This window comes from Arthrobacter sp. StoSoilB5 (assembly GCF_019977235.1).
Classification (GTDB): domain Bacteria; phylum Actinomycetota; class Actinomycetes; order Actinomycetales; family Micrococcaceae; genus Arthrobacter.
Window position 1 is genome coordinate 4,219,771 of the sequence record NZ_AP024646.1, and the last position, 26,602, is coordinate 4,246,372.

Consider the following 26,602-nt stretch of genomic DNA (forward strand, 5'->3'; position numbering starts at 1 on the left):
TCTGTGTGCCGCGGCCGATAGAAACGTCAAGACCGAAATTGAGCCCGTACTTTGCTAGACCTTGTACCTCGGCAAAGTCCTCAATGACGAGTCGACCTGCGTGCGAGATGAACTGAGGGTTCTTTATCCGGGCTCCGCGGCCTACGAAGAGTGGTCCATGCGATTGTTTCAGCCAAGGCTTCCGCGCAGCCCCGCGCAGTAACATGGGGGCCAATCGAGCAAACATCTGCATAGTAGCCACGGTGTTAGCAGACGGCGAAAGCCCCTCGAATCTTAGGATCCTCAAGGTTTCACCTTAATCTTTCCCTTCGAATGAATTTGCACACGGAGTGCCTCCTCGTAGCTTCCGCAAACCTCTTCCCATGTGTAGCCGTCACGCACTCGGGCCAATGCCGCATTAGAAAGCTTTTGCTGGATATCCGGCGAGCCCATTACCTCCCGGACCGCAGCTTCGATGGCATCCGGTGTTGGTTCGCAGAATACGCCGGCGCCCGCGAGCACCTCCCTGTTATAGACAGTATCGCGAGCAACGGTGGGGGCGCCGTTCGCCATTGCCTGTACCAAGGCCGGGTTAGTTCCACCCACGCTGTGGCCGTGGAAATATGTCCCGCAGTGCTTCCAAAGGGACAAAAGTCGTTGATCATCAGATATGTGGCCAAGCCAATGCACCTTCGGATTTTCGTCGACCAGGAGCCGCACGGCGTCCTCAAGCGGCCCACCGTAGCCGGAGGAACCAACGATAACCACATCATGGTCGGTGGCAAGCCGGCCGGCAGCCTCTAGAAACTCCGGGATTGTGTTTTCAGGCACGAACCTCGCAACGGCAAGTACGTATCCACGGTTCGGCAGAGTATCCGCCTTGGACTCTGCGGTTCCGGCCTCTCCCCCGTATGGTATGAACAAGCTCGAACGCGAGAAGTCCAGTTGCCATCGACGAGCGATCTCTTTGGAGTCCGCGACCAGCACATTTCCAAATCGAGCGCTCATCTTGGCACCAAGTCGGAACACGGCTTTTGCTAAGCGCCCCCATTTGGCTCGTTCCCACTCAATTCCGTCGACGTTGACAACCGTAGGAATACCACGCAATGAAAGCAGCGGGAGCCAGAAGCCGTTGGCGACGTTCATGACGAGTGCAACATCAGGCCGGGTCCACATTGCATGAAGGCAAGACGTCAAGCCAAAACTAAGAGTGCTTAGCGACTTGTTCTCGATTCCACCCGTTGTAACGACGCGGACTCTACTATCGCGATCCCGGTCATCAGTCTTTACGTTTTTGCGTCCGTAGACCGTGACATCCCAACCGCTGTCCGCAAGAAACGGCGCAAGTTTGCGGACTGCCGTTTCAAATCCTCCGTAGTAACTCGGGTAACCGCGGGTTCCTATGATGGCCACTGTCGGTACCCTGCTCGGCGTAGGCGATTCTTTCACATTTCCCCATTGTTCCGAGTGCTATTGACACTCTGCATTGCCATTGAGACGAGCGGCTGACGCAGACAGCACGTGACGCCATTCTAATTTATGAGTCGATACCAGTGCGGCCCAAGGGTGGATCAACTAGTCCTATCACGCTCGGGCACTGGCAAATCTAAGCATACGATTCGTGTCAGGCAATTGACGCGTTTGTGACACGCATCGCATGAGCATCGAGCTGGCGTTGTTTGAACTGCTCATCCTGTTGAAGCCCGCGTCGATGACTCAGAGCCAGGGAGGACCGCGCAAGCTACGGCACCAGATACCGCAATAATGTTGATGACTGGTGGAGCGCCTGTATCCTGACGATGGGGACCTCCCTTGGCGCGAACAAACATCTATTCATGGGGACGATAATTGGGGACGGGATCTGATTGGCGACCGCGGACATCGCGACTCCTGAAGTTTGTTGACGCCTTTGTCATCGGCTGGGCCGTAGCAGGAGCATACGTAATACGTTTTGGCGTTGAGACGGACTTCCTCCTGACAGGTCAGGAACCTAACTACTTTTGGCTTTCAGTGGCTTTGGCGGCCGCTTGGTGGCTCATGCTAGGGGCATGGAATAGCAGGCAGAGTCGGATCCTCGGAGCGGGACCCGATGAATATAAGAGAGTTGCGGCCGCCTCGCTGTGGCTTTTCGGACTCATTGCCATATTCTCCTACGTTTTCAGGTTCGAAACGGCACGGGGCTACGTGGGCGTCGCCCTTCCCGTTGGGCTGGTGGGCCTCCTCCTTGCGCGATGGCTTCTGCGCCAGCATTTGAGTCTTGCGCGGCAAAGCGGTGGGAGTATGTCCAGACTCCTTCTGCTGGGTGGTCCAAGCGCAGTTGCACATCTCGCTGCTACGCTGCATGGTGCGAAGCACGCCGGGTATTTGCCGGTCGCCGCATATACGCCCGGCGCTCGCGACCAGCCAAGCATCGAACCCAATTCGGGCTTGCCAATTCTTGGCTCCGGCACAGAACCAGTAGCGGTCCTCGAAGCAATCGACCGGTGCCGGGCCGATGCTGTGGCTGTCTCAGCCGGCGTCCAACTCCACCCACAAACTATTCGACAACTCGGATGGGAACTCGCGGCGAGGAACATAGGGCTGATTATGGCCCCAGCTCTGACAGATATTGCCGGTCCAAGAATTCACACCCAGCAAGTGGCTGGGCTCCCACTGATCCACGTAACGACTCCAACTTTGGAAGGTGGGCAACGCGTCGCCAAACGGCTGTTTGACATTTTTGTTTCAGGCTTCCTCATCATTGTGACGGCACCACTAATGGGCCTCATTGCCCTGCTGGTCAAGGCCGACAGCAAGGGGCCCGTCCTATTCAAGCAAGCTCGTGTGGGGATGGAAGGCAGTCTCTTCCAAATGGTCAAGTTCCGCTCGATGGTTGTGGACGCAGAGGCCAGGCTTTCTGACCTACAGCACCGCAATGAAGGTAAGGGTCTTCTTTTTAAGATCAGAGATGACCCCCGGATCACGCGGGTCGGCAGTGCGCTCCGAAAATACAGCTTGGATGAACTCCCACAGCTATTCAATATCTTTGCTGGGTCCATGAGCTTAGTGGGACCACGGCCTCCGCTACCCCGCGAAGTGGAGGCCTACGAGCACGACGTTCGTCGCCGCCTCTTAGTTAAGCCAGGGCTTACAGGTCTTTGGCAAGTCAGCGGCAGATCAAATCTCTCCTGGCAGGACTCCGTCCGGTTGGATCTTTACTATGTGGAAAACTGGTCCCTGGCGGGCGACTTGGTGATAATCCTGCGGACAGCGAGGGCCGTATTTCATAGCACGGGCGCGTACTGACCAAAGACCTGACTCGAATACTGAAAATGAGGTTGTGGCGGCTATGTCCTCCAAGACTAAAGGCAAGTCCGTTCGTTCAAGGCGCAAGTTGCGACGGCGTCTCAGGCTCGCAGGCATTTGGTCTGCAGCGGCTGTTGTTGTCGTGTTTGGCAGTGCACTATGGCTGGGCGCCAAAGCGACGACACTTAGGACGGAGTTGCAGTCCGCCACGGCATTACTTCCAACGCTCAAGGATCAGATCGCTAAGGATGATTCGGAGTCCGCGGCTGGAACGGTTGAAGCGCTTGTGATGCACACCGGGGCTGCTCGAGATGCTGCAAACGATCCTCTGTGGAAGGCCGCGTCAGTACTCCCATTCTTGGGACCCAACATGCAGGCCGCCAGTGAAGTTGCTACTTCCGCGGACGACGTTGCTCGCCTAGGAGCAGTTCCACTCGTGAGAGCATTTGAGTCGCTCAACTGGAATGCACTGACCCCCAATCCCACAGGCATGGATCTCACCCCACTGCAGTCCGCAGCACCGAAGGTACAGGCAGCCGCATACACAGTCAGAGAATCCGCGCAACGCCTTAATGGCATAGACGTTGACGGTCTCCTTCCCCAGATTTCAGCGCCGCTCATTGAAGCAAGAGAGAAATTGTCTTCACTTCAGGGAGATTTGGAGTCAGCCGCAGATGCAGCCAGGCTCGCGCCGGAGATGCTCGGCGCCGAAGCTCCACGCCGCTATCTGCTCCTTATGCAAAACAACGCCGAGGCCCGGGCTTCGGGCGGAATTCCAGGCGCGCTGGCCGTCCTTAATATCGACAAAGGCAAGCTAACGCTGGAGGCCCAAACGAGTGCGACAGCCCTGGGAGCTTTCATCCCGCCAGTGGCCATCGACTCCGAGCAGCAGGCGATTTACTCTGCCCGCGTTGGCAAGTTCATGCAAGACGTCAACCTCACACCGGACTTCCCGACCACTGCAAGCACGGCGCAGGCAATGTGGGAGAAGAGCACGGGCGAGCGACTGGATGGAGTCCTGTCACTGGATCCGATAGCGCTCAGCTTCATATTGGGAGCGACTGGCCCAGTACAAATGACGGACCCCGCAGTGAAGGAAATCGGGCGCAGCCTCCCCGCTCAACTGACAGCGGAGAACGTGGTGCGGACGTTGTTGTCGGACTCCTACGCGAAGATCGACGAGCCGGATCGCCAGGACGTCTACTTCGCAGGCGCGGCAAAAGAGATCTTCGCTGCCCTTTCGTCGGGAAAAACTGACCCAAAGAAACTCATGGACGCCGTCTCGCGTGGTGTACAGGAACGCCGCATCCTCCTGTGGTCCGCGTCGACTGATGAACAAGCCACAATCGGCCGGTACACACTCGGCGGTTTGATTTCCGGCACCACCACTTCCCCTGCCGAGTTTGGTGTCTACTTCAACGACGGCACCGGGGCGAAGATGGACTACTGGATGAAACGCACCGTTCAAGTGGTCAAAGACTGTACGCGGGACGGATATCGCGAAATCACGGTACGGGTGACGAACACCAACACCGCGCCGACCGATGCTGCAAGATCTCTCCCGCCATATGTGACTGGTGATGGGGCATATGGCGTACCTGCCGGATCAGTGCAAACCAACCTAGTTGCATATGGGCCGGCACAGTCGAATATTGACATGGTTGTCAAAGACGGCGCAAAAATTCCGTTTGCGGCGCAGCGCCACGGCCAGAGGGCTGTCGGAACAGCTACCATCCAGCTAGCCCCAGGCCAAAGCAGCAACGTCGAATTCACTTTTGGGCACATCGTCCAGCATGCTGAACCGCAAATCGTTGTCACGCCCACAACACAGCTAGTCAAGGATGTCATCAAGGCCCCGTCGGAGTCGGCTTGTGAATAAGCCGAGACGTGCAGGTTAATCCTTTGTAACGGGATTGGATTTTCTTTGCCGCGACTAGCAATGAAATGGTAAGTTTCTATCTGGGCAACACATGAGATTTCGCCTTCGGGTCGCTCAGGGCCTCGGAAATCTCCATCACACACGTGGTAACCAAATCGGGTCTCAGGGGGACACACATGAAGAAATCTCTTGCAGCGCTTACGCTTGCAGGTTCCATTGCACTTGTCGGCGCAGTTCCGGCCGTCGCGACCAACTACCCAGCGCCGAACTCCAGCGTAGCTGTTTCCGACGCATCCGTCTCACCGGGCGAAGCATTTACTTTTAGTGGCACAGGTTTTACTCCTGGTGAAGGTATTACGATCACCGTCACGCCGACCGGCACACCGGCAGCTAGCGGCGGCAGCGTATCTGCCGGCAGCCTCTCCGTCTCAGGCCGCATTCCGCTGGCGCCCTCGACACTGGGTGCCGTAGCTGATGCAAACGGGGCCTTCGCGGCTCCCATCGTCATCGACACTCCGGGTGCATACGCCCTGACTGCTAGGGGCAACACGTCAGGTCACACTGTTGGTCCCGTCACCGTGGTCGTCGGAGGAGCCGCCCTTTCCAACACTGGCGGAAACTCTGGCACGGGAACGGGTCTGGCGAACACTGGCGGCGTTCCGCTGGCAAACACTGGCGCTGACTCCAGCCTGATCCTGTGGTCTCTGGTGGGCGCAGGCGCTTTGGCGGCCGGTACTGCATCCGTGGTGGTCGCACGCCGCCGCGCCAAGAACACCGAGGCTTCTGTCTAGCACACACAACGCTTCAAACCTGGGGTGGCTTGTCGACGAAGATTGTTTCGTCGACAAGCCATCCTTTTCTTTTTCGCGTTCCTGATCCAAGACCTTCTGTGGTATTCATATGATCATGGGGCGACATTGGCGTAGACGACGGAGGCATTTCGAGCTGCGTTTACCTGCATACCGGGTACCGGCACTGCCGCAGGAATTTCCCCAATACGTTCTCTTGGCACTGCTGGCAGTTGCCGCCGCCAGCGTCAGCGCTTGGGCACTTATCCGAACTTCCTGAGGTGCCATTGAAAAACACACTCCCCTGGCGGATAGCTTTGATTGCATATCTGGTGGGCTTGGCTGTTGTTGGTTTTTGGCCTTCTCCAGTGGACCAACCTATCCAAGATACGCTGGCGACGTTGTTGAATTTTCTTCATCGGCACGGCGTACCGTCTTGGCTCGACTACCACGTGGTGGAATCCTCAGCGAACGTACTTATGTTCATTCCCCTCGGAATCCTTGCCTCTATGGCCTTCCCAACACGAGCTTGGTGGGTCATCGCTGGGTTTGGAATCATAGTTTCCACGTGCATGGAGCTCGGGCAATTACTATTCATTACAGCCCGCTTTTCAAGCGTTGTTGACGTTGTCATGAACACACTCGGGGCTGTCATTGGGGTCGCAGCAGTGCTGTTGGTTGCCCGAAGGAGGCGCGCAAAATTCGCCTACTCCGAAGGCATTCCTAACCGATGAACCCCTTCATCCAAGCCTTCAGATCCTCACCAAACTCGGCGCGCTCAGACGCCAGCGTAATCACGGCCTTCAGATAGCTAAGCTTGTCGCCGGTGTCGTAACGTCGGCCGCGGAAGACGACGCCATAGACGCCCTCGCCATCCCCTTCAGCTGCCGCCAGTGTCTGCAGCGCGTCGGTCAGCTGGATCTCTCCACCACTGCCTGGCGCCGTCTTTTCCAGAACATCAAAGACCGCCGGATGTAGGACGTAGCGTCCGATAACAGCCAGGTTGGACGGCGCATCTTCAACCTTTGGCTTCTCTACCAAGCTGTTGACGCGAATGAAGCCTTCGCCCTCGATTGCCGAAATATCGGCACATCCGTAGGCACTAATCTGGGACGGCTCCACCTCGATCAATGCAATCACGGATCCACCCGTTCTTGCCTGAACATCCATCATCGTAGTCAGGAGTTCATCGCGCTCATCGATGAGGTCATCCCCAAGTAGAACCGCGAATGGCTCGTCTCCGACGTGTTGCCGGCCGCAAAGGACAGCGTGACCAAGTCCCTTCGGCTCCCCCTGGCGTACGTAGTGAATGGGTCCAAGTCCCGATGCGTGCTGCACAGCGTCCAGACGTGCCTGGTCACCTTTCAGCTCCAAGGTGCTCTCAAGGGCCGGGGCTCTGTCAAAGTGGTCTTCCAGGGCGCGCTTGCTCCGGCCTGTGATCATCAGAAGATCGGTGAGGCCAGCTTTTACGGCCTCTTCCACGACATACTGGATAGCCGGCGCATCCACCACCGGCAACATCTCCTTTGGCATTGCCTTCGTGGCTGGCAAGAAGCGTGTCCCAAGCCCGGCGGCCGGAATTACGGCTTTACGAATAGAGTTCCCCATATGTGTCATGGGCAGATTTTACAAAGGTTACACACAAGAAATGTAATTTACTAAGAATTTTCTTGTGAACTTTCGGAGCACGGGAGTTAACTCTCGAATATTTTGCGCCTCAGCTGCTGTCGATCACAAATGGGGACGGCGACCCCTTCCACGACAGCGACGAAGCAAACGGTCACTTCCTGAACTCGCACGCTTGACCCCGCAGAACGCATCCTCCCGCCTCGCAAATGCGATAAGCCGGTCAAGCCAAAGGGCAGGTGCTTTCCGGTTTCCCGGGAGGCACCTGCCCCTTTTAGACGTATTACTTGCGGGAGCCTAAGCCTTGCTCTTGGCGCGGCGGCGAATCACCGCTGCGGATGCTGCGCTGGCAGCCAGGGCGCCTCCGCCGACCAGCGACCACAGGACCAGGCTGGAATCGGCAGAGGTGTCGCCAACGGCGGTAACGCTGGAAGCACCTGTGAATCCGGAGCTTCCTTTGCCTCCGCCGTGGTTACCCTTGCCTCCGCCGTTGCCGGCATTAACAGTGATGGCTGCCCAGCGCGTGTTGCCGGACGTGGCGCCAACGGCGCTGATCGTGTATCTACCACTGTCCGGGAAGGTAATAGAGGTGGAGAAAGCCCCGGTGCCGTCAGCAGTAGCGCTGAAGCTGGACGGAGCGGGCCGTTCGCCGTCCGAATCCTTCTTGCCGCCGGTCCGCTCGAACGAAACATTAATTGTTTCGCCGGGGATGTAGCCAGTTCCGGCGAAAGTGATGGATTCGCCGGCAGCTATGTTGCCGTCGGAAACGGTGCCCTGCTCGTTGCCCGGCGCCGGGTAGGTGGTGGCCACGGCTGGAGCGGTGCCAGCCAGTGCGATTATGCCTGCGAGTGCAAGCGCTGCAATAGATTTCTTCAATTGTCCCCCCTGAGACGAATTACGATATTCATGTGATGTTGCGGATGCAGATCCCCCATGGAATAGCGTTCCGAAATCCCAGCTGTCTCTCCAGGGACGACGATATCATTCAGGGCCTGCTCACAGCAGGGGTACTTAACAGTAGTTACAAAGGGTTAACCTGCGGTCTATCTGATCGACTCGCAGTCTGAAGTCACAGACTTGCCGGTTTATCGACTGATTTTTGACAGAAGACTTGCTGCAAATGACAAGCTCGCATGCGCATCTGTCAGTAAGGTTGTCCAACGCCGTCGTACGCTTACGGACTGAGTGTCTCAGCGCGTTCCATCGCGGCCTGAGCGGCCCCATCGTCGCCCATACGCTGGTAGATCGCCGACAGAACGCGCCAAGGTTCCTCCAGCGTCGGATCCAGTGTCGCTGCCCTTTGAAGGTCATCAATGCTCTCGGCCGTACGTCCAAGTCCGAAATTCGCCACGCCACGCTGCACGAAGAGACTGGTCGACGAGGGCGCCTCGGCCAGCAACTCGTCCAGCAATGCCTTTGCTTCATCCAGTTCGCCGCTGTAGATGTAGCCGATTGCAAGTGCGAGCCCCGCTTCTTGGGAATGCGGGGTAACCTCCCGCGCCAGGCGCGCCCATTCAACTGCGTGCTGGGCTGAGAGCTGGTCCCCCGTTGTTGCAGGCCCGGCAAAGGCCTGGGCCGCAAGCAAAGCCGTGTCGCTATCCCACGGCCTAAGACTGTGGCTCAGTCGAAAGGCCTGTTCCGCCCGCTCAGGGTCGCCGGACCGGGCAGCCTGGGCGCCGGAGCTCATTGACCACTCCGCAAGGGTGGCAGGCATCGCCACGGCCAGGCACACGCACGCGAGGACGATCCCTCCGACGCGCGGTAGCAGGGGGCCGAACCTCGTTATCGACGTAGCGGCTGGTCTGACTGGGGTGGACGCAACCGGGACCCTGTCGCGCCCCACCAGTCCACCGCACAGCAACGCCACCAGCGCGGTGGTTCCGATGGACGTGAAATGAGTCAGGAGAGCAATCCAGTACGCCAGAATGGCAACGCCAGTCACCAGCAGATAGCGCTTGAGCTCGGGATTTTGGGTCTCCATGAGGCGCGCCCGGAACAACCACATGGCGGTCCCCGCGCAGGCCAGTGCAAGAAGAAGCAACGGGACACCGCCCGCGGCCAAAGCTTGCAGGATCCAGTTGTGTGGAGAGTCGGTCGGGAAGGTGTCGCCAACGCTTCGGGCCCAGTCGTCATTCAGGAATGCCGGCAACCCATCCACAAAGCCGCTTGGGCCAACACCGGATAGCGGATGGCCGCTTATCAAGGCAAGGCTTCTTTCCCATAGGAGCAAGCGCCCGTCAACGGTTCCGGCAGAGAGCAACCGCTCCCGCGTGGTCGGGACCATGAGCGCGGCAACCGCAAGGCCGGCAATGGCTGCTGCGGCACCCAAGCCCGCCTTGAGTCCTGTCCACAATCGGCTCCTCATCCACAGGATCGCGGCATGCAACGCAACTATTGCGAGCCCCACAAGAGCCGCTCGCGACCCAGAGAGGAGGACGACGGCGGCGCTGGCCGCCAGCCCTGCGCGCCGCAGCCACAATTGCCAGCCCTGCTCCGAGGAAGACGGTGTGGACAGGACTCCCGCGATGATGAACCCGATGAGCCCCTGATCCGTTGCGTTGCCCAAAGTGGCACCGGGACGGTCATCCAAGCCGCCACCCAAAGGGCGCAGGCCAAGGGATTCCATGGCGGAAATGGCAAATAGGGGAAGAGAAACGGCGGCCAAGGAAAGGCGCAGGGCCTTCCATTGAGGAAGGGATCTGCTTCCGCCCAGCACCTTGGCGCCCACCAGGAATATGGCCAAGTACAAGCCGAGAGTAAGAAAGCCCTCGTACCGCGGCCACCGTCCGACCAAGCTGGGCCAAGGGCTTCCCGAGAGAAACATTGCTATCAGGATCCATAGCGCAAGGGAAAACACGAGGATCTTTAGCAAGCGTGGAACCTGGGCGCCCGCTGGCGAAAGAACACCGAAAAGAACGGCCAATATCATTACGGTGATTTTGATCCAGACGAATCTGAAGAGTCCGCCAGGCTGAAACGCCAGAATGGAAAGGGCCGTCATCACGAGACACAGCCCAGGAAGCCGCGAGGCTGCAACGGAAGTGCGAAGCTGACTCTTATTTTTGCCCACAGTCTTCCCCAATGTTTCCTTCTCTATTAAGCAAACTGCGCAGCGCCCCAAGAATGTGCCTTCTCATTCGACACCTGTGCACGGCGAAAGGTGCTTAGCTGCACATCCAAACTTCAGAATGGAGGAGCGGCAGTTCCCCGCCAAAGAATACCCGAGCCCCTTTGTCATTATTTGACTTCTTAGTGCAAACGTGGCTCCGATCGCTACACTAAGCCTAAATTACGAGCTTCGGCCCCAGAGACTTCGTTCACCTCTGGGAGCCGCTTGTACATATTGGGGGGCCTGTGCTGCGCTTTGCTACAAATCTGCGTGTCTGGATATCCGTTCTTCTTGCTGCTGCAGCTGGGATGTTTTTCTTAGGAGGCCTCCAGGCGTCCGCAGCCGAAACTTTACCTGCCAGCATTAGCGGTAAGGTCACCGCGCCCACGGGCGTCATTCTCAGCAATGTGAGAGTGGAGGTGTATGAAACCAATTCGCCTGACTTCTACGTCGATTCTGTTTGGGTCACTTCCGATGGCAGCTACAACGTGCCGGGACTTCAACCAGACAGCTACAAACTGAAATTCTCGGCCAGCGGCACAGGTGCCCTGGACACGTGGTACAGCAACGCTTCCACATTCGACGACGCCACCGCCGTCACACTCACCAGCGGTCAGAATCTCCCTGGGGTCAACGCCACGCTCGTCAAGGGAGCCACCATCAGCGGCAAAGTCACCGCACCAGCGGGCGTCAACCTCAATAGCGCCAAGGTTGAGGCCTACCCAACCAGCGGAGGCGACTCGTACGCCGAGTCCGCGTACGTTGGTTCCGACGGCAACTACAAGATCGTCGGCCTTCCAGCTGGCAGCTACAAACTAAAGTTCACTGGCTACGACACTGGCGCCCTGGATCAGTGGCACAACAACGCAGCGACCTTCGAAACAGCCACCGCCGTGTCCCTCACCGCCGGACAGGACCTCACCGGCATCAACGCCACCCTTATCAAGGGCGCCACCATCAGCGGAAAAGTCTCCGCACCTGCCGGCATCGACGTCAGCGGCGCAAGCGTTGAGCTCTACAAGGCAAGCTCGGAGAATTCCTTCGTAGGCTCCGCATATGTCAATTCGGACGGCACCTATAAGTTCATTGGACTGCAAGCTGGGAGCTACAAGCTGAAGTTTGCCGGCGGTGACACAGGGGCGCTGGATCAGTGGCACAGTAACGCCGCGTCGTTCAGTGCCGCGACCGCCATTGTCATAACCGGCGGCCAGGACCTCACGGGAATCAACGCCACGCTTATCAAGGGCGCCACCATCGGTGGCACGATTACGGCACCAGCCGGCGTCAGCCTCCAAAGCACGCGAATCTACGTCTACAAGGCCAGCGACGAATCGTCCTATCTCGCGTCTGCCTACCCTGGCTTCGATGGGACCTACAAGATCATCGGTCTTCCGGCTGGCAGCTACAAGGTGAAGTTCGCAGGAAACGGCAACGGGGCCCTGGAGCAGTGGTATAACAACACCGCGACCTTCGAGACCGCCACTGCTATCAACCTGACCGCTGGCCAGGACGCTTCTGGCGTCAACGCCACACTCGTCAAGGGCGCCACCATCAGCGGCAAAGTCACCGCACCCGCCGGCGTCACCCTCCCTAATACTTACGTTTATCTCTATAAGGCCGACGACGCCGGCTCGTACTATAGCTACACGTGGGTCGGTTCCGACGGAAGCTACAGTTTCATCGGTCTCCCTGCCGGGTCTTACAAACTTAACTTCACGGGTTACAACAGCGGGGCCCTGGACCAGTGGCACAGCAACGCGACATCCTTCGATTCCGCCACGGCAATTACTCTCACCACGGGCCAGGACCTCACCGGCATCAACGCAACCCTCATCAAGGGCGCCACTATCAGCGGCAAAATTACAGTGCCCACTGGAGTGACTCTGGGCTACAACACGTATGCGTACGCCTATAGCGCCAGCTTCTCCAGCTCCCCCGTTAAGTCGGTTTCTGTAAGTTCTGATGGCAGCTACAAAATCATTGGGCTCCCTGCCGGAAGCTACAAGCTGAAGTTCAGTGGATACAACACTGGCGCCCTGGACCAGTGGCACAGCAACGCGGCATCCTTCGAGACCGCCACCACAATTACTCTCACCACAGGCCAGGACCTCACGGGGGTCAACGCCACTCTCGTCAAGGGCGCCTCCATCAGCGGCAAGATCGCAGCGCCAGCGGGAGTTGACCTGACCAACACGCGGGCAGAGCTCTACAAGACAAGCGATTCTTATTCTCCCGTAGCCTCTGCCTACGCCAACCCGGACGGCACCTACAAGTTCAGGGGTCTGGCGGCTGGCAGTTACAAACTGAAATTCTCAGGCTATGGCACAGGAACACTCGATCAGTGGCACCTAAGAGCCACGTCGTTCGACACCGCTACTGTCATCGCTCTCGTCACGGGTCAGGACCTCACCGGCATCAATCCCACCCTCGTCAAGGGCGCAACCGTCAGCGGCAAAATCACAGCACCCGCTGGCATAGACGTCCGCGACACCTGGGTGGCGATTTACAAATCCGACTCCTCCTACCCCACCATCGGCTCCGCATACCCTGCTTCCGATGGCAGCTACAAGATCACCGGGCTTCCAGCCGGCAGCTACAAAGTGGAGTTCGACGGCGGCGGCACAGGCGCGCTCGCCCAGTGGCACAGCGGCGCGGCCTCCTTTGAAACCGCGACGGCGGTCACCGTCACCACCGGCCAAGACCTCACAGGCATCAACGCCACGTTGGCGAAGGGCGCGACGATTAGTGGCAAGGTCACGCCACCGGCCGGAGTCAGCCTCGGATATTTGCAGGTTTCCATCTACAGTTCCGATAACGAGTACACGTATGTGGATTCCACCTATATTGGTTCCGACGGCAGCTACAAGTTCACTGGGCTTCCGGCTGGCAGCTACAAGGTGAGATTCGGCGGTAACGACTCAAGGACCTTGGCCCAGTGGTACAGCAACGCGGCGTCGTTCGAAACCGCCACGGTGGTCTCCGTCACTACCGGCCAGGACCTGACCGGTATAAACGCCACACTCGTGAAGAGCGCGACTGTCAGCGGAAAAGTCACCGCACCAACCGGCGTCGACCTTGCGAACGCGAGGGTCTATGTCTACAAGTCCGATGACCCGGGATCCTACGCGTCGTACTCGTACGTCGGTTCCGACGGAACTTACATGGTGACTGGGCTCCCTGCAGGCAGCTACAAAGTGAACTTCGAGGGAAACAACACCGGTGCCCTGGAGCAATGGCACAGTAACGCCGCCTCCTTCGACACAGCCACCATCGTCACCCTGACTACGGGCCAGGACCTGGCAGGCGTCAACGCCACATTGGTCAAAGGCGCGACCATCAGCGGTAAAGTCACCGCAACCGCCGGCGTCAATCTAACCAACACCCGCGCGGAGCTCTTCAAGACAGACAACAAGGACTACAACGTGGGCTCCGCCGATCTCGGTTCCGACGGCAGCTACAGGTTCAGCGGCCTCACGGCTGGCAGCTACAAGGTGAAGTTCACCGGAAACGAGACAGGGGCGTTGGATCAGTGGCACAGCAACGCCGCTTCCTTTGAAACTGCCACCACTCTCACAGTGACCACCGGGCAGGACCTCACCGGCATCAACGCCACGCTGGTCAAGGGCGCGACGATCAGCGGCAAAGTCACCGCCCCGGCCGGCGTGAGCCTTTCCACTATCAGGGCCTACGCCTACAAGTCCGATACCGAGTCCTACCCGATCGCGAACTCCGTCCTCAGTTCCAATGGCAGCTTCAAGATCATTGGGCTCCCGGCCGGCAACTACAAACTGAAGTTCTCCGGTTCCGGTTCCGGAGCGCAGGACCTGTGGCACAGCAACGCGTCATCCTTCGCCACCGCCACGTCCATCACCCTGACTACCAGTCAGGACTTGATCGGTCTCAATGCCACGCTTGTTAAGGGCGCGACGATCAGCGGCAAAATTACGGCACCGGCCGGAGTCAGCCTGGGCGGTGTCAGCGTCGCCGTCTACAAATCCGACAACGCCTATTCGTCCGTCGCGAGCACTTCGGTCGGGTCCGACGGCAGCTACAAGCTCATCGGGCTTCCCCCTGGAAGTTACAAAGTGAATTTCGGTGGAAACAACACCGGGGCCTTGGACCAGTGGCACGCAAACGCTACGTCCTTCGCCACCGGCACCACAGTCACTCTGACCACGGGCCAAGACCTCAGCGGCATCAACGCCACCCTCGTCAAGGGTGCGACGATCAGCGGCAAAATCACCGCACCGACCGGTGTCAGTCTGGCCAGCGCCTACGTTTATGCGTACAAGGCCGACGACCCCAGCTGGTACGTGCAATACGCATCCATCGGATCAGATGGCAGCTACAAGCTCATTGGCCTCCCGGCCGGCAGCTACAAACTGAACTTCGGTGGATACGACACCGGTGCCCTTGATCTCTGGTACAAGAACGGAACTACCTTCGCCACGGGCACGGCAGTGAGCGTCACCACAGGGCAGGACCTCACCGCTGTCAACGCCGCCTACATCAAGGGCGCCACCATCAGCGGCAAGATCACCGCGCCGGCCGGCATAGCAGTTCAAAACACGAGAGTGGAGCTTTACAAGAGTGATTCGGCCAATGCCGTTGTGGAATCCGCAAGGGTCGGTTCGGACGGCAGCTACAAGCTCATCGGGCTTCCTGCAGGCAGCTACAAACTGAAGTTCGCGAGCAACGGGACTGGTGCCCTGGACCAGTGGCACGCCAACGCTGCCTCCTTCGCCACGGCCAACGCCGTCACCCTCACCAATAGCCAAGATCTCGCCGGCGTCAACGCCACCCTGGTTAAGGGTGCGAGCATCAGCGGCAAGCTCTCGGCTGCTGCCGGAATCACTCCGGCCAACGCCTACGTCCACGTCTACTCGGCAACCAACGCCGGCTCGCCGGTGGAGTCGACCAGGGTCAGTGCGGATGGCAGCTATAAGATCATCGGTCTGCCCACGGGCTCCTACAAGGCAAAACTTGAGGGTTCCAGCAGCGGAGCAACCGACCAGTGGTATGGCGGAGCCTCGTTTGAAACGGCATCATCCTTGGCGCTGACCGCAGGGCTGGAGAAGGCATCTGTCAATTTCACGGCCCAACTCGGCGCTTCAATTGCCGGCAAGATCTCCGGGTCCAGGCAAGGCTATTCACCAGTCACGGTCCTTGACGGGACTGGCAAAGCTGTCAAGCAAGGCTATTCCGATCAGGCCGGCAACTTCAGCGTCGTTGGGCTTGCCGCCGGGTCCTACAAGGTGGCGTTCAACCGTTCCAGTGGTTACTCCACCGAGGAAGCCCAGTTCTACCAGAACAAACCCGAGTCGGCGGGCGTAGGACAGGCCTCCACGCTGGCAGTCCAAGCCGGACAACCAGTCCTGAACGTCAACGCGACCCTGACCGCCGGCAGCACACTCAGTGGAACTGTTCTCGACAAAGCTGGAAAGCCAGTGGCCCGTGTTCCCGTGTACGCCTATACAACCAACGGCTCGCTCGTCACACGTAGTTCCTGGACGGACTCCACTGGCAAATACTCAATTCCGGGACTGAGCACGGGCCAGTATGTGGTCAAGGTCAGCACCGGGAACCCGGAACTGGGAGACCTGTATTCAGGGAACGTGACAAGTGAAGCTGCTGCAAAGCCTGTGGCCATGGTCAGCGGCAGCACCACGACCCTCAACCTGGCCTTCCCAGCCCAAGCGCTGAGTCCGGCTCCGGTTCCGACGATCACGGGAACGGCAAAGGTGGGGTCCACACTTACGGCGGGGCCGGGCGTCTGGGGCCCCGCGCCGGTGACCTTGACTTACCAATGGAAAGCCAACGGCGTCGCGGTGGTGGGCGGTACCGCTGCCACGTACGTGCCGGTAGCCGGGGATGTTGGCAAGACTCTGACCGTCACCGTGACTGGCAGCAAGATCGGCTACACCACCGCCAGTAAGACCTCCGCAGCAACCGCCGCGGTCCTTGCCCTGCCGGCGTTGGCCCCGGCTCCAGTACCCACCATCACGGGAACCGCGAAAGTCGGGTCAACCCTCACCGCGGTACCGGGTATTTGGGGACCATCCCCGGTCACCCTGAGCTATCAATGGAAAGCCAACGGTCTCGTGATCACTGGCGCTACGGCCGCGACCTACGTGCCAGTCACCGGCGATGTCGGCAAAACCATCACCGTCACCGTGACCGGCAGCAAGGCCGGCTACGCCACCGCCAGTAAGACCTCCGCAGCAACCGCCGCGGTCCTGGCCCTGCCAGCGTTGTCGCCGGCTCCGGTGCCGACCATCACCGGCACAGCCAAGGTCGGATCGACCCTCACCGCGGTACCGGGTATTTGGGGACCATCCCCGGTCACCCTGAGCTATCAATGGAAAGCCAACGGTCTCGTGATCACTGGCGCTACGGCCGCGACCTACGTGCCAGTCAACGGCGATGTCGGCAAAACCATCACCGTCACTGTCACCGGCAGCAAGGCCGGCTACGCCACCGCAAGCAAGACCTCCGCAGCAACCGCCGCGGTCCTTGCATTGCCGGCGTTGGCCCCGGCACCGGCGCCCACCATCACCGGCACAGCCAAGGTCGGATCGACCCTCACCGCCGTACCGGGCGTGTGGGGACCATCCCCAGTCACCCTGACCTATCAATGGAAAGCCAACGGTGTTTCCATCACCGGTGGTACTGCCGCAACGTACGTCCCGGTCACCGGGGATGTCGGCAAAACCATCACCGTCACCGTGACCGGCAGCAAGATCGGATACACCACCGCCAGCCAAACCTCCGCAGCAACCGCGGCGGTCGTGGCCCTGCCAGCGCTGGGACCGGCACCGGTACCCACCATCACCGGCACAGCCAAGGTCGGATCGACCCTCACCGCGGTACCAGGTATTTGGGGACCATCCCCAGTCACCCTGACCTACCAATGGAAAGCCAACGGTGTTTCCATCACCGGTGGTACTGCCGCGACCTACGTCCCGGTCACCGGGGATGTCGGCAAAACCATCACCGTCACCGTGACCGGCAGCAAGGCCGGCTACGCCACCGCAAGCAAGACCTCCGCAGCAACCGCCGCGGTCGTTTAAGAGTCGCTCCTCGTAACCTCGATATGTCCCAGCGAATGGTCAGCCGCCCCTACCCCGCAACCCCCGACAGAAACCCCTCAACATCCTCAGCAACCCGCTCCGGGCACTCCCACAACACCAAGTGCCCCGTCTTCTCGTAGATCCTTAACCGAGCACCACGGATACGGCTGGCAAGGGTTTCTTGATGGTGTCGTGGGACCAGGTGGTCATGCGCGCCCCACAGGATGAGCGTCGGGGCTGAGATGGTGCCGGCTTCCGATGGCGGGACAGCCTCGTAGTAGCCGCGCAGGGAAGCCTTCCAAACGGCTGCCGGCATGGCCAAACCATCCTGCACCCTGTCCTCGATGTACGCGGCGGGCACGGTGTGCAGCAGCCGGTACCAGGACAAAGACTCACGGACCCAGTCCCCCGAAATTGGATCAGTGAGCTCCTCGACTTCGCTCGCAAACGGTGGTTTCCCGTGCAGGCTCAAGGGAGATCCCACCAGAGTCAGTGAGGCCACGAGCTCCGGATGCATCACAGCGAGTTGTTGCGCCACGTATCCCCCGCTGGATGAACCCAAGACGTGAGCCCTCGCGAAACCCAACGCATCAAACACTGCAACTACGTCTTCCACAACCGCTGGCAGCGAGTACCCGTCTTCTGGCTTGTCGGCCCCACCATGGCCGCGTAGGTCCGGCGCCACCAGAGTAACGGACGGCAGCGAGGCAATCAGCCGCTCAAAACTCCGCCAGGATTCACCCCACGCATGCAACAAGACCAAGGGCGCCGCGCCGTCGTCGTTCGCTTCACCAAGGTGACCCTGCACAAAACAGGGCACGTTGATCCCGGTGCGCAGAGCGATTGTCCTCACCTCTGACTCCATGCGGCCAGAGTACGCCCGCCGTCACCCATCCGCACGGGCCGGTGCCAGCTCCGTCGGCGTTCTCGCTGCCGACACGACAGAGGCGGAGCCACCCTGTTAGGTGGCCCCGCCTCTGGTGCGTTGGGATCATCCAGTCCTGCGCCCGTCTGTCGGGTTACCTGTTGCGTTGGTATGCAGGGCGGGTCCCTCCGCGTACCGACCTGGAGTTGCCGGCAGTCATGTGAAAACGTGCGGCTTAGAGGATGCCGGTCGGAACGAGGAGGGCCCAAGCCATAGCGGGCGCCACCAGGACCACTCCACCGGCGTAGATCATCAGCTGCTTGTAGACGCGCTGACGGTCTGACTCCTGGGCGTTGGCCACGATCAGTGCGCCGTCGGTGGAGAAGGGCGAAACATCCACCACGGTTGCTGCGATAGCCAGGGCTGCGACCGTTCCGGATGCACTCAACGTGCTGGAGGCCAGCAGCGGCCCGGCGAGCGGGATGAAGGCGGTCAGCAGCGCTGTGGACGAGGCAAATGCAGAGCCGACGCCGATCACGTAGCAGAGAACCAACGCGATCAGCAGCGGTGCGCCGAGCGCCAAAGCCATCTCTGCAAGGGTGTCGATAACTCCCACATGCTGCAGCAGGGAGACGTACGTAATCATGCCGGCCACCAGGAGGACGGTGGACCAGGAAACGCCGCCAATGAAGGTCCGGTGTTCCTTGATGTTGATCAGCGCCAGCAGCAGGCCGGCGGAAAGGGCAACAAAGCCAATCGGCATCCGGAAGCCCAACGTGCAGACGAGCATGACGGCGATCAGCAGAAGCGTGATGATCTGCTGGCCGTGAGGCCGCGTGGTGCGGGGAGTTTCGAGGTCCATGTTCTGGACCCCGGCGCCGTCCTTCAGCTTGCCCAAGACCGCGAACAAAGCCAGGGAGAGTGCCGAGAGGAGCAGGTTGATGGCGAAGCTCGCCGCGAAGAGTCCGCCCTGGGAAATGGGGAAGCCGTTGTCATGTGCGATGTTGTGGACCAGGACGCCGGCAACCGAGAGTGGCGAGAACCCACCGGCGTGTGCGCCATTGATGACGAAGGCACCCATGAGGACGGGGTGGATGCGTGACTCGTAAGCGAATCCCATGGCAGCAGGTGCCAGAAGTGCGACGGCGGCCGGCGAGAACGTGCCCAGCGAGGTCAGCGCGGCAGCAATAAGGAAGAAGACCCACGGCAGCAGCAGCGTCTTACCCCTGACGAGGCGCACACAGTTCTGCACGATGATGTCGATGGTTCCATTGCGGTTTGCCATGCTGAAGAAGTACGTCACGCCGATGATCGTCAGGACGATGCTGGCCGGGAAGTCCTCCAGGATCTCCTTATCGGTCATTCCCAGCATGAAATACCCGACGCCGAACGAGGCTACCAGCCCCATCACACCGATGTTCAGGGGCCACTTGGTAGCGACAACGAACATGACCACGAGGATGACCAAGGGAATGATCTGCGTAGCGGTCAAGGTCGGCTCCGTTCCCGAGGTGGCCGCCGGGTTGAAAATGGCGCCTCCGAACATCAGAGCGGCCAGACCCAGGACAGCAATCACGGCTGCTGTTATCAGCAGGATACGGCGGCTGCGGTTGGGACGTTTGGAACCAGCCTCCTGAACATCATCCACTGATGTGGGGGCGGCTTGGTAATCGGTCTTAGTCATGGTCTTTACTCCTCGTTGAGTGGGCTGATTTCACTGAGCAGCGGATGTTATTGGGCGGCTGATGCGAAGGAAGGCTCGACGGCGCTGCCGAGGAGTTCCGGGAGATGCAGGGTAGTGGTGGCGATAGTGCGTGCCGTACGGTCCACCCCGACCAACAAGGACCCGTCGCGTTCTTCGCTCCAGGTCTCGATCACGCCCGCAGGAGTACGAAGCCGCAGGATGGACCGCGGTTCACTGCCCGTGATGCTGTTGAGGACAGTTCCTGGGGTGCTTGCTGCAAGCGTCAGGGCGATGCTTCCGGTAATTGCCAGGGCCGGGTGGGGCTTGCCCATGGAGAGCATCATGACGTTGACATCGCCGGTGTCCCCCGCGCCGGGGGCACCGACTATCGCGAGCTTGGGGATAGCGCGGGCGGCATCCTTGACGGTTGGGGCAAGGCCCATGCGGACTGCGGCCTGCCGCCGGATCTGGTCCAGGGTGTCCAACTGAAGCATTACTCCCGCCTGCCAACTTTCGAAGCGGGCGGTGTCCAGGCCCAGCTCCTCAGCCTTGACGATCACAACCGGAGCTCCGGCGTCGACCATTGAAACTGTCCAGCGCGTCCCGCCAGCGCTTATCGTGTCCGTCGGTTCGCCGGTGGGCAGCAGCTTCCCGGTCGTCTTTCCGGCGGGATCCTTGAAGCCCAGGCCCACCCGGTAGCCGGGAAATACGACGCCGGGCATCTCCGCATTCGGGACGATCGGCAGAGCCCCCGCGGGGGTGGCAACGCGCTGGATGATGATCTGGCCTGTGTTGGTGTTGCGCGTGACGATTCGGGTGTTGTCACCGCTGGGCGTCACCCAGCCCTTCTCGATCGCGTACAGTCCAACAACTGCGGAGCAGTTTCCACAGTTACTCCCCCAGTCCACGGCCGCTTCCTCGATGCCGACCTGCGCGAAGGTGAACTCGACGTCGACATCCTGGTCGGCGGGACGGCGCAGAATCATGGCCTTGCTGGTGGTGGAGGTTGATCCTCCGACGCCGTCAATTTGGCGGTGGTCCGGGCTGCCGAAAAGCCGGGGCAGCAACGAGTCGAGGTCCTTGTGGGTTTCGTCCAGGTGTTCACCTTCGAAGACCCAGCACTTGCTGGTGCCTCCACGCATCCATTCCGCTTCAATCTTCATGGCAATCCGTCCATCTCCTCATGCCGCTCTGGGTTTCAGGGGCCTATAAGAAGAATGATCCGCATCACAAATGAAGACAATGTTGGATATTTTACGGGGTATGTAGAGATGCTTCATTCACTGCGGTTTGAGCTGTTGAAGGCTGCCTACATTTTGGCTACTGGCTGCTTTCGGGGCAATAGCTAGGGGAAATCGCGCAGGATTGCATAGAATGAACCAAAATAAGAGGAGAGTTAACTGATGCTTAATGATCATGGCCAGGAATTATTCGACATCCGGCGGTTGGCTCTGCTGGTTGAGGTGGTGGAGCAAGGATCCATCACTGCTGCGGCCGATCTGATGCTGTACACGCCATCGGCGGTCTCCCAACAACTGCGCAAGCTTGAGCAGGAAGTAGGGCAGCCGCTTCTTACCCGCCGCTCGCGTGGCGTGGTGCCGACAGAAGCCGGCCAGGTGCTCGCCGGGCACGCCCGCAAAATGGTGGGACAGATGCGCGCCGCCCGGAACGACCTGGACCAGATCGCTGGACTTCGACGCGGGTCCCTGACAGTGGGCACGTTTCCCACCCTCGCCGGATCGTTCTTGCCGCTCGTGATCCGCGCTTTCAAGAAGCGATACCCGGCCATCAGCCTGTCCGTCCGCAGCGCCCGTTTTGAGGAACTGGTCTCGGACCTCGAATCCGGAGAGACCGGCCTTTGCCTGCTCTGGGACTACCCTTGGAATCGCTTCCATGACGACGCTATCCGGACAACCGAAGTTTTCCAGGAAAGCACAGTCATCCTGGTGGCTAAAGGACACCCCCTCGCCGACCTCGATGAAGTAAAGATGGAGGATCTGAAAAAGGAATCCTGGATCGTGCGTGCGGACGCGCACCCCGTGGTGGAAGTCCTCCGACGCTCGGCCAACGAAGCCGGCTTCGAGCCCACCATCGGATTCTTGGCCAACGACTACCAGGAAGCACAGGCCATGGTCAGCGTTGGAATGGGCGTCGCAATGGTGCCGAAAACCGCCGTCGCACTCCAACACCCCGACGTCCGGGTCCTGAGCCTCGGAGCTGCTGCCCCACTGCGCCGGGTGCTCCTTGCCCAACGCCAGGACAAGGTCTATGCCCCCGCCGAGGTCGCGTTCCACACAACTCTTTTGGAAATCGCCCGGGACCACGTTGGGGATTACCTCTAAGGCTGTCGCTGGATCCGAGAGAGACCACCGCCTGCGCCGGTGGAACAGGTATCCTGTGATATGCCCTTCCCGGACAGACCGCCGTCGAACGCCCCCGGAGACCCTGGAGACACATCCGGGGTCCTTCACGACAAGCTCACAATCCCGGAACGATACGTTGCACCCCGGAGTCAAAAGGTCCTTTACGTCATCGCGGTTATCCTCGCGGTGGTCGGCGCCGGATCCTTCTTCCTCATCCTCGCCGAGGTAAAGCAAAAAATAGATCTGGCCACAGTTGATGAAACAGTCAGCTCGTGGTTCGTGAGCCAACGCTCGCCGGCGGCGACAACGATCATGGGTGTCCTTGCCACCATTTTTGGCCCCATAGTGATGCCCATCATCGTGGCGGCCGTGACCGGGATCTGGATAATCAGGGCGAGGAAACTCTGGCGCCCCCTCTTGCTGGCTGGCGCTATGCTGACCGGCTTGATCCTCGCCCAAGTCATTACGCGTTTGGTCGAACGGCCAAGACCGCCCATGGATCTCATGGTGCTCGGCGCTGACAGCACCTACTCCTTTCCCTCGGGCCACGTACTCGGCGCATCCGACTTCCTTCTGGTGGGAGCATTCCTCGTCTTTTCGCGGCGCCGCAGGATAGGTGCCGTTATTGGCGGCTTCAGTGCCGCCGTCGCAGGGATCGCCTCCCAGGCCATCAGCCGGCTCTACCTGGGGTACCACTGGCTAACGGACGTCCTCGCTTCCGTCTCTTTGTCACTCATAGTGCTGGCCGCCGTGATTGCCTTGGACACATGGCGCACCACCAAGGCGCTGCCCGGGCCGGAAGAGATGGCTGCGAAAAAGCGCCCGCGGCCCGCATGAGGGATCGCTTCCCTTGGATGCTTGCCCTGAGTCCCGCTGCAAAGACACGAGCTTCCGGAACCTACAGCTTCGCCCAGCCTCCGCAGCCTTCTGTTATCAGCCTCTGGCCCCTGACCAACTTCACCACGGGGAACCCGCTCGTCACAGCTCCTTCGGAGCTGTCACTACCGCTGCCCGGGCGCGTGATCTGCCAGTAGCAGGCGCCTGTAACTTCATTCATGGTTCGGTACGTTCCCGGGGCGATATCCTTCCCAACAATCCACGTCCCATCTTGGATAGTCCCGTCTTGGATAGTCCCGTCTTGGATGGTGCTCGCAGGTCCCGGAGCAGCGGTAGCCGCCGAATCACGGGCCGCTTCAGTTCCGGCAGCAATAACGCCCAGGAAAAGCGAGACCGCCCCGGCGACGGCAACCACTATCGCCGCCTGTTTACTTGGTAGCGCAGCCCAGGAGGGTCTCTTGAAAATGAGCGAATAGAGACCAGTGAGCAACGCTGCCAGGCCGATAAAGATCAGGATCGATTCGCCGTTGCCAGTCAGTGCATTGGCGAGGGCAAGTATGGCAAGCAATGCGCCCACGATCCAATAGGACGGACCCAAGCGCTTGTTGGAACCGCTGGACCAATTTTCCCGCGCAGGATTCTGTGGGAAGGGCGGGGGCCCGAAGCACGGAGGTTGGAAGGGCTGCTGGTAGTAGGGCTGGTACTGAAAAGGTGGCTGCTGGTACTGGTGTGGCGTCGGCGGAGCAGCGGGTGCCGCAAAGGGCTGCGACGACCAGTACGGAGGTGAGCCTGGCTGCGCGAAGGGCTGCGACTGTTGCAGCGGCCCCGCTGGCACGTCCGGCTGGCCGTAAGCCGGACCATCCGTGTCATTCGTCATCAATTCCCCCAATGAAAGTTACCGGCATGGCGCGTTCCTCGGCAGCTGGCACGACTACGCATCAGACTACGACATCGGGTCCGAACATCGTGGGCATTCCGGGACATCTTCCGGGCATGCCCGAACGCAATTGTCCTACCGACCGAAAAGGCGCAACGCCTAAACTGAGGAGGCACGAAGCAATCACGGTATGCGGGTTGTACGTGCTTAGGAACGGAGAGCGCCATGCTCAAGATGCTCATGTGCAAACTGAACTTGAGTCACGCCTGGCATGTGGAGTCGGCAGAAGATGGCAGCGGTCGTTATAGACGCTGCACCCGTTGCGGTAAATACGATCGGGACTGGGACGGTAGCGGCTTTATGCACTGAACGGCCTATGCCTTCATGTTCTCCTGGGATGGGGTGGCCGGAAGCGAAACCGTAAAGGTGCTGCCTCTTCCCGGTTTACTGGTGCACGTGATGCTGCCGCCGTGTCGTTCCACAATGGACTTTGTGATGGACAGTCCAAGGCCAACCCCTGGAATCGCGGCCTGGCGGGCAGCGCCGGTCCGGAAGAAGCGTGTGAAAATCTTGGAGGTCTCCTCCGTGGTCATGCCCATGCCGGTATCTTGAACTTCCAGCTGGATCCATCCGTCGTTCCGAGCCGCCCGCACGGTAACCCGTCCGCCACCTGGCGAGTATTTGATGGCATTGGACACGAGGTTATCCAGGGCCTGTCCCAGCCTCAACGGATCTGCATCAGCCCACAGTGGTGAAGGTACATCGGCCACGAGGCCCACATTCGCAAAATCCGCCTGCGCATGGGCTGAGACCAAGCTGTTTTCAACCAGGCCCGCAACGTCAGTACGCCGTAAGTGGATGCTCTCCACTGCGGCGGCGGACATGAGCAGATCATCCACCAAGACGCGGAGCCGCTCGGCGTTGCGCTCGGCGACTTCCAATCGGGTGGTTGCCCTATCGGAAAGCTCTTCATCCCCACGGAGCACCAGGTCCAGGTTGCCCAGGATCGAGGTCAGCGGGGATCCGAATTCGTGCGAGACATTGGCAACCAGTTCGTCCTTGGCCGCGAGGGCCTGAACGACGTCGGTCACGTCTCGGAACACAATGACGGCACCGCCGAACCCTTCGTCCACGCCATATTTCATGCTGCGAGCGGCGGTCGAAATGGCCCGCTGTTCGGCTCCTGTACCGAACCACACGAGGTAATCGGAATATGTTTCACCCTGGACTGCCCTTTGAACAGGGCTCTTTTCCGGTGGAAGTGGCGTCAGCCGGTCTTGGCCAAAGATCAGGACTTCGTCCTTTGCAGGAGCTGCGCCGGTCCGGGCCGGAGTTGCCACGCGATGGAATTCTTTTTGTTGGGTGTTGGTCAAAAGCGTCTCGCCCTTGGAATCGACGGCGACAATTCCGACGTCGATCGTGTCCAGGATTGTCGCAAGCAGCATTTCGCGGTCCCTGCTGGCCGCAAGCAATTGGCGCAGGGCTTGGTCGCGCTGTCTGACTCGCTGTTGCTGAATCCGGGCATTCGAGCCGGAGAGCCGGATGGTGATTGCCACCGCCAACATCACCAGAGGCAAGACGGTAACCGAGAACATGTCGGAGGACGGCGGCTTAGGCAGGTGCGAAATGAAGGGTGGGAGTGCAATGACCAGAGGACCCATGAAACTGATAATGAGGCTGGACCTGGTTCGCAGACCCGAGGCGGATAACCAGATCACGGGAAAAAGCGCGAGCACCCCAAGGCCTGGTAGAGAGCCGTAGGCACCACTTCGCGTGAATGCGAGGGCAACCAGATCCAGAACGGGGATGGCCAGGCTTGCGCCCGGCGAGAGCCGCTCCCAAGGTAGCAGGAAGCAACTCAGGAAAAGGATCCCATGCATGAGGATCCCGGTGACAAATAACCCGTTCTGAATGAGATTTGGCCAGAGGGCCGGGGCAGAGACGAACAATGCTGCAACTACCAGAGTCAAAGGCAATTCGCAGACGGCTACCCGGGCTCTGGGCGTGAGTTTCCTGAAGATTCGGGCGGCTGTGCGAAGCAAAGGCTGCTCAGTCAAGGCAGAGTCCTTCGTTGGGGGGACACGGACCAAATATCGTTTCGCGCCGATTCCGGGAAGAGCAGGGGGCGGAGCGTAAAACCGGAACGTTGGGAACGGCACATATTTCACATATTAGGTGCTATAAAACTGGAATGCTTGTATCGTACGTATTGGGTGACGCTTCCCGCTTTGCGCTGGGCT

Annotated in this window: 16 protein-coding genes; 7 read left to right on the forward strand and 9 right to left on the reverse strand. The window is 59.8% G+C overall.

Features of this window, described 5'->3' with window-relative positions; all coding sequences use genetic code 11:
• Nucleotides 1-282 precede the first annotated feature (282 nt).
• The gene (locus LDN75_RS19100; RefSeq protein ID WP_223934271.1) at nt 283-1,392 is read right to left on the reverse strand and encodes a glycosyltransferase; all 1,110 of its coding nucleotides are present in this window, start codon (nt 1,390-1,392) and stop codon (nt 283-285) included.
• Between the two features lie 435 nt (nt 1,393-1,827).
• On the opposite strand from LDN75_RS19100, the gene LDN75_RS19105 reads away from it, so the two are divergent.
• From LDN75_RS19105 to LDN75_RS19120, 4 genes are all read left to right on the forward strand, one after another.
• Nucleotides 1,828-3,264 (forward strand): sugar transferase, encoded by a 1,437-nt coding sequence (locus LDN75_RS19105; RefSeq protein WP_223934272.1) that lies wholly within the window; start codon nt 1,828-1,830, stop codon nt 3,262-3,264.
• A 436-nt stretch (nt 3,265-3,700) separates the two neighbouring features.
• The gene (locus LDN75_RS19110) at nt 3,701-5,143 is read left to right on the forward strand and encodes a DUF4012 domain-containing protein (RefSeq protein ID WP_346347148.1); all 1,443 of its coding nucleotides are present in this window, start codon (nt 3,701-3,703) and stop codon (nt 5,141-5,143) included.
• A 176-nt stretch (nt 5,144-5,319) separates the two neighbouring features.
• The gene (locus tag LDN75_RS19115; RefSeq protein WP_223934274.1) at nt 5,320-5,934 is read left to right on the forward strand and encodes an LPXTG cell wall anchor domain-containing protein; all 615 of its coding nucleotides are present in this window, start codon (nt 5,320-5,322) and stop codon (nt 5,932-5,934) included.
• A 365-nt stretch (nt 5,935-6,299) separates the two neighbouring features.
• Complete coding sequence (locus tag LDN75_RS19120; RefSeq protein ID WP_263422407.1) at nt 6,300-6,665, forward strand: VanZ family protein; 366 nt, start codon at nt 6,300-6,302, stop codon at nt 6,663-6,665.
• On the opposite strand, the gene galU is transcribed toward LDN75_RS19120, so the two are convergent.
• From galU to LDN75_RS19135, 3 genes are all read right to left on the reverse strand, one after another.
• Nucleotides 6,655-7,548: a UTP--glucose-1-phosphate uridylyltransferase GalU gene (gene galU / locus LDN75_RS19125; protein WP_223934275.1), complete on the reverse strand. Its 894-nt coding sequence runs from the start codon at nt 7,546-7,548 to the stop codon at nt 6,655-6,657. The two genes, LDN75_RS19120 and galU, sit on opposite strands and share 11 nt — an antisense overlap.
• 306 nt (nt 7,549-7,854) lie before the next feature.
• Nucleotides 7,855-8,433 carry a hypothetical protein gene (locus LDN75_RS19130; protein ID WP_223934276.1) on the reverse strand — a complete coding sequence of 193 codons (579 nt, stop codon included), beginning with the start codon at nt 8,431-8,433 and terminating at the stop codon, nt 7,855-7,857.
• A gap of 298 nt (nt 8,434-8,731) precedes the next feature.
• Nucleotides 8,732-10,414 (reverse strand): O-antigen ligase family protein, encoded by a 1,683-nt coding sequence (locus tag LDN75_RS19135; RefSeq protein WP_223934277.1) that lies wholly within the window; start codon nt 10,412-10,414, stop codon nt 8,732-8,734.
• A gap of 671 nt (nt 10,415-11,085) precedes the next feature.
• Here LDN75_RS19135 and LDN75_RS19140 point away from each other — a divergent pair.
• Entirely contained in the window at nt 11,086-17,736 is a 6,651-nt protein-coding gene (locus tag LDN75_RS19140) for a carboxypeptidase regulatory-like domain-containing protein (protein ID WP_263422334.1), read from the forward strand.
• A gap of 49 nt (nt 17,737-17,785) precedes the next feature.
• Here the strand turns inward: LDN75_RS19140 and LDN75_RS19145 are convergent, their stop codons facing one another.
• The 3 genes from LDN75_RS19145 to LDN75_RS19155 form a co-directional block, all read right to left on the reverse strand.
• Nucleotides 17,786-18,589 carry an alpha/beta hydrolase gene (locus LDN75_RS19145; RefSeq protein WP_223934279.1) on the reverse strand — a complete coding sequence of 268 codons (804 nt, stop codon included), beginning with the start codon at nt 18,587-18,589 and terminating at the stop codon, nt 17,786-17,788.
• Between the two features lie 247 nt (nt 18,590-18,836).
• On the reverse strand, nt 18,837-20,285 hold the full coding sequence (locus tag LDN75_RS19150; protein ID WP_223934280.1) for an SLC13 family permease: 1,449 nt from the start codon (nt 20,283-20,285) through the stop codon (nt 18,837-18,839).
• Nucleotides 20,286-20,332: 47 nt separating this feature from the next.
• Entirely contained in the window at nt 20,333-21,448 is a 1,116-nt protein-coding gene (locus tag LDN75_RS19155) for a PrpF domain-containing protein (protein ID WP_223934281.1), read from the reverse strand.
• A 240-nt stretch (nt 21,449-21,688) separates the two neighbouring features.
• Between LDN75_RS19155 and LDN75_RS19160 the strand changes: the two genes are divergently transcribed.
• On the forward strand, nt 21,689-22,627 hold the full coding sequence (locus LDN75_RS19160) for a LysR family transcriptional regulator (RefSeq protein WP_223934282.1): 939 nt from the start codon (nt 21,689-21,691) through the stop codon (nt 22,625-22,627).
• Between the two features lie 60 nt (nt 22,628-22,687).
• Nucleotides 22,688-23,485, forward strand: a complete 798-nt coding sequence (locus LDN75_RS19165; RefSeq protein WP_223934283.1) for a phosphatase PAP2 family protein — start codon at nt 22,688-22,690, stop codon at nt 23,483-23,485.
• 61 nt (nt 23,486-23,546) lie between these two features.
• On the opposite strand, the gene LDN75_RS19170 is transcribed toward LDN75_RS19165, so the two are convergent.
• Together LDN75_RS19170 and LDN75_RS19175 are read right to left on the reverse strand one after the other, a co-directional pair.
• Nucleotides 23,547-24,362 carry a hypothetical protein gene (locus LDN75_RS19170; RefSeq protein WP_223934284.1) on the reverse strand — a complete coding sequence of 272 codons (816 nt, stop codon included), beginning with the start codon at nt 24,360-24,362 and terminating at the stop codon, nt 23,547-23,549.
• Nucleotides 24,363-24,736: 374 nt separating this feature from the next.
• Nucleotides 24,737-26,419, reverse strand: coding sequence for a HAMP domain-containing sensor histidine kinase (locus LDN75_RS19175; RefSeq protein ID WP_223934285.1), 1,683 nt, complete (start codon nt 26,417-26,419; stop codon nt 24,737-24,739).
• Nucleotides 26,420-26,602: the final 183 nt, after the last annotated feature.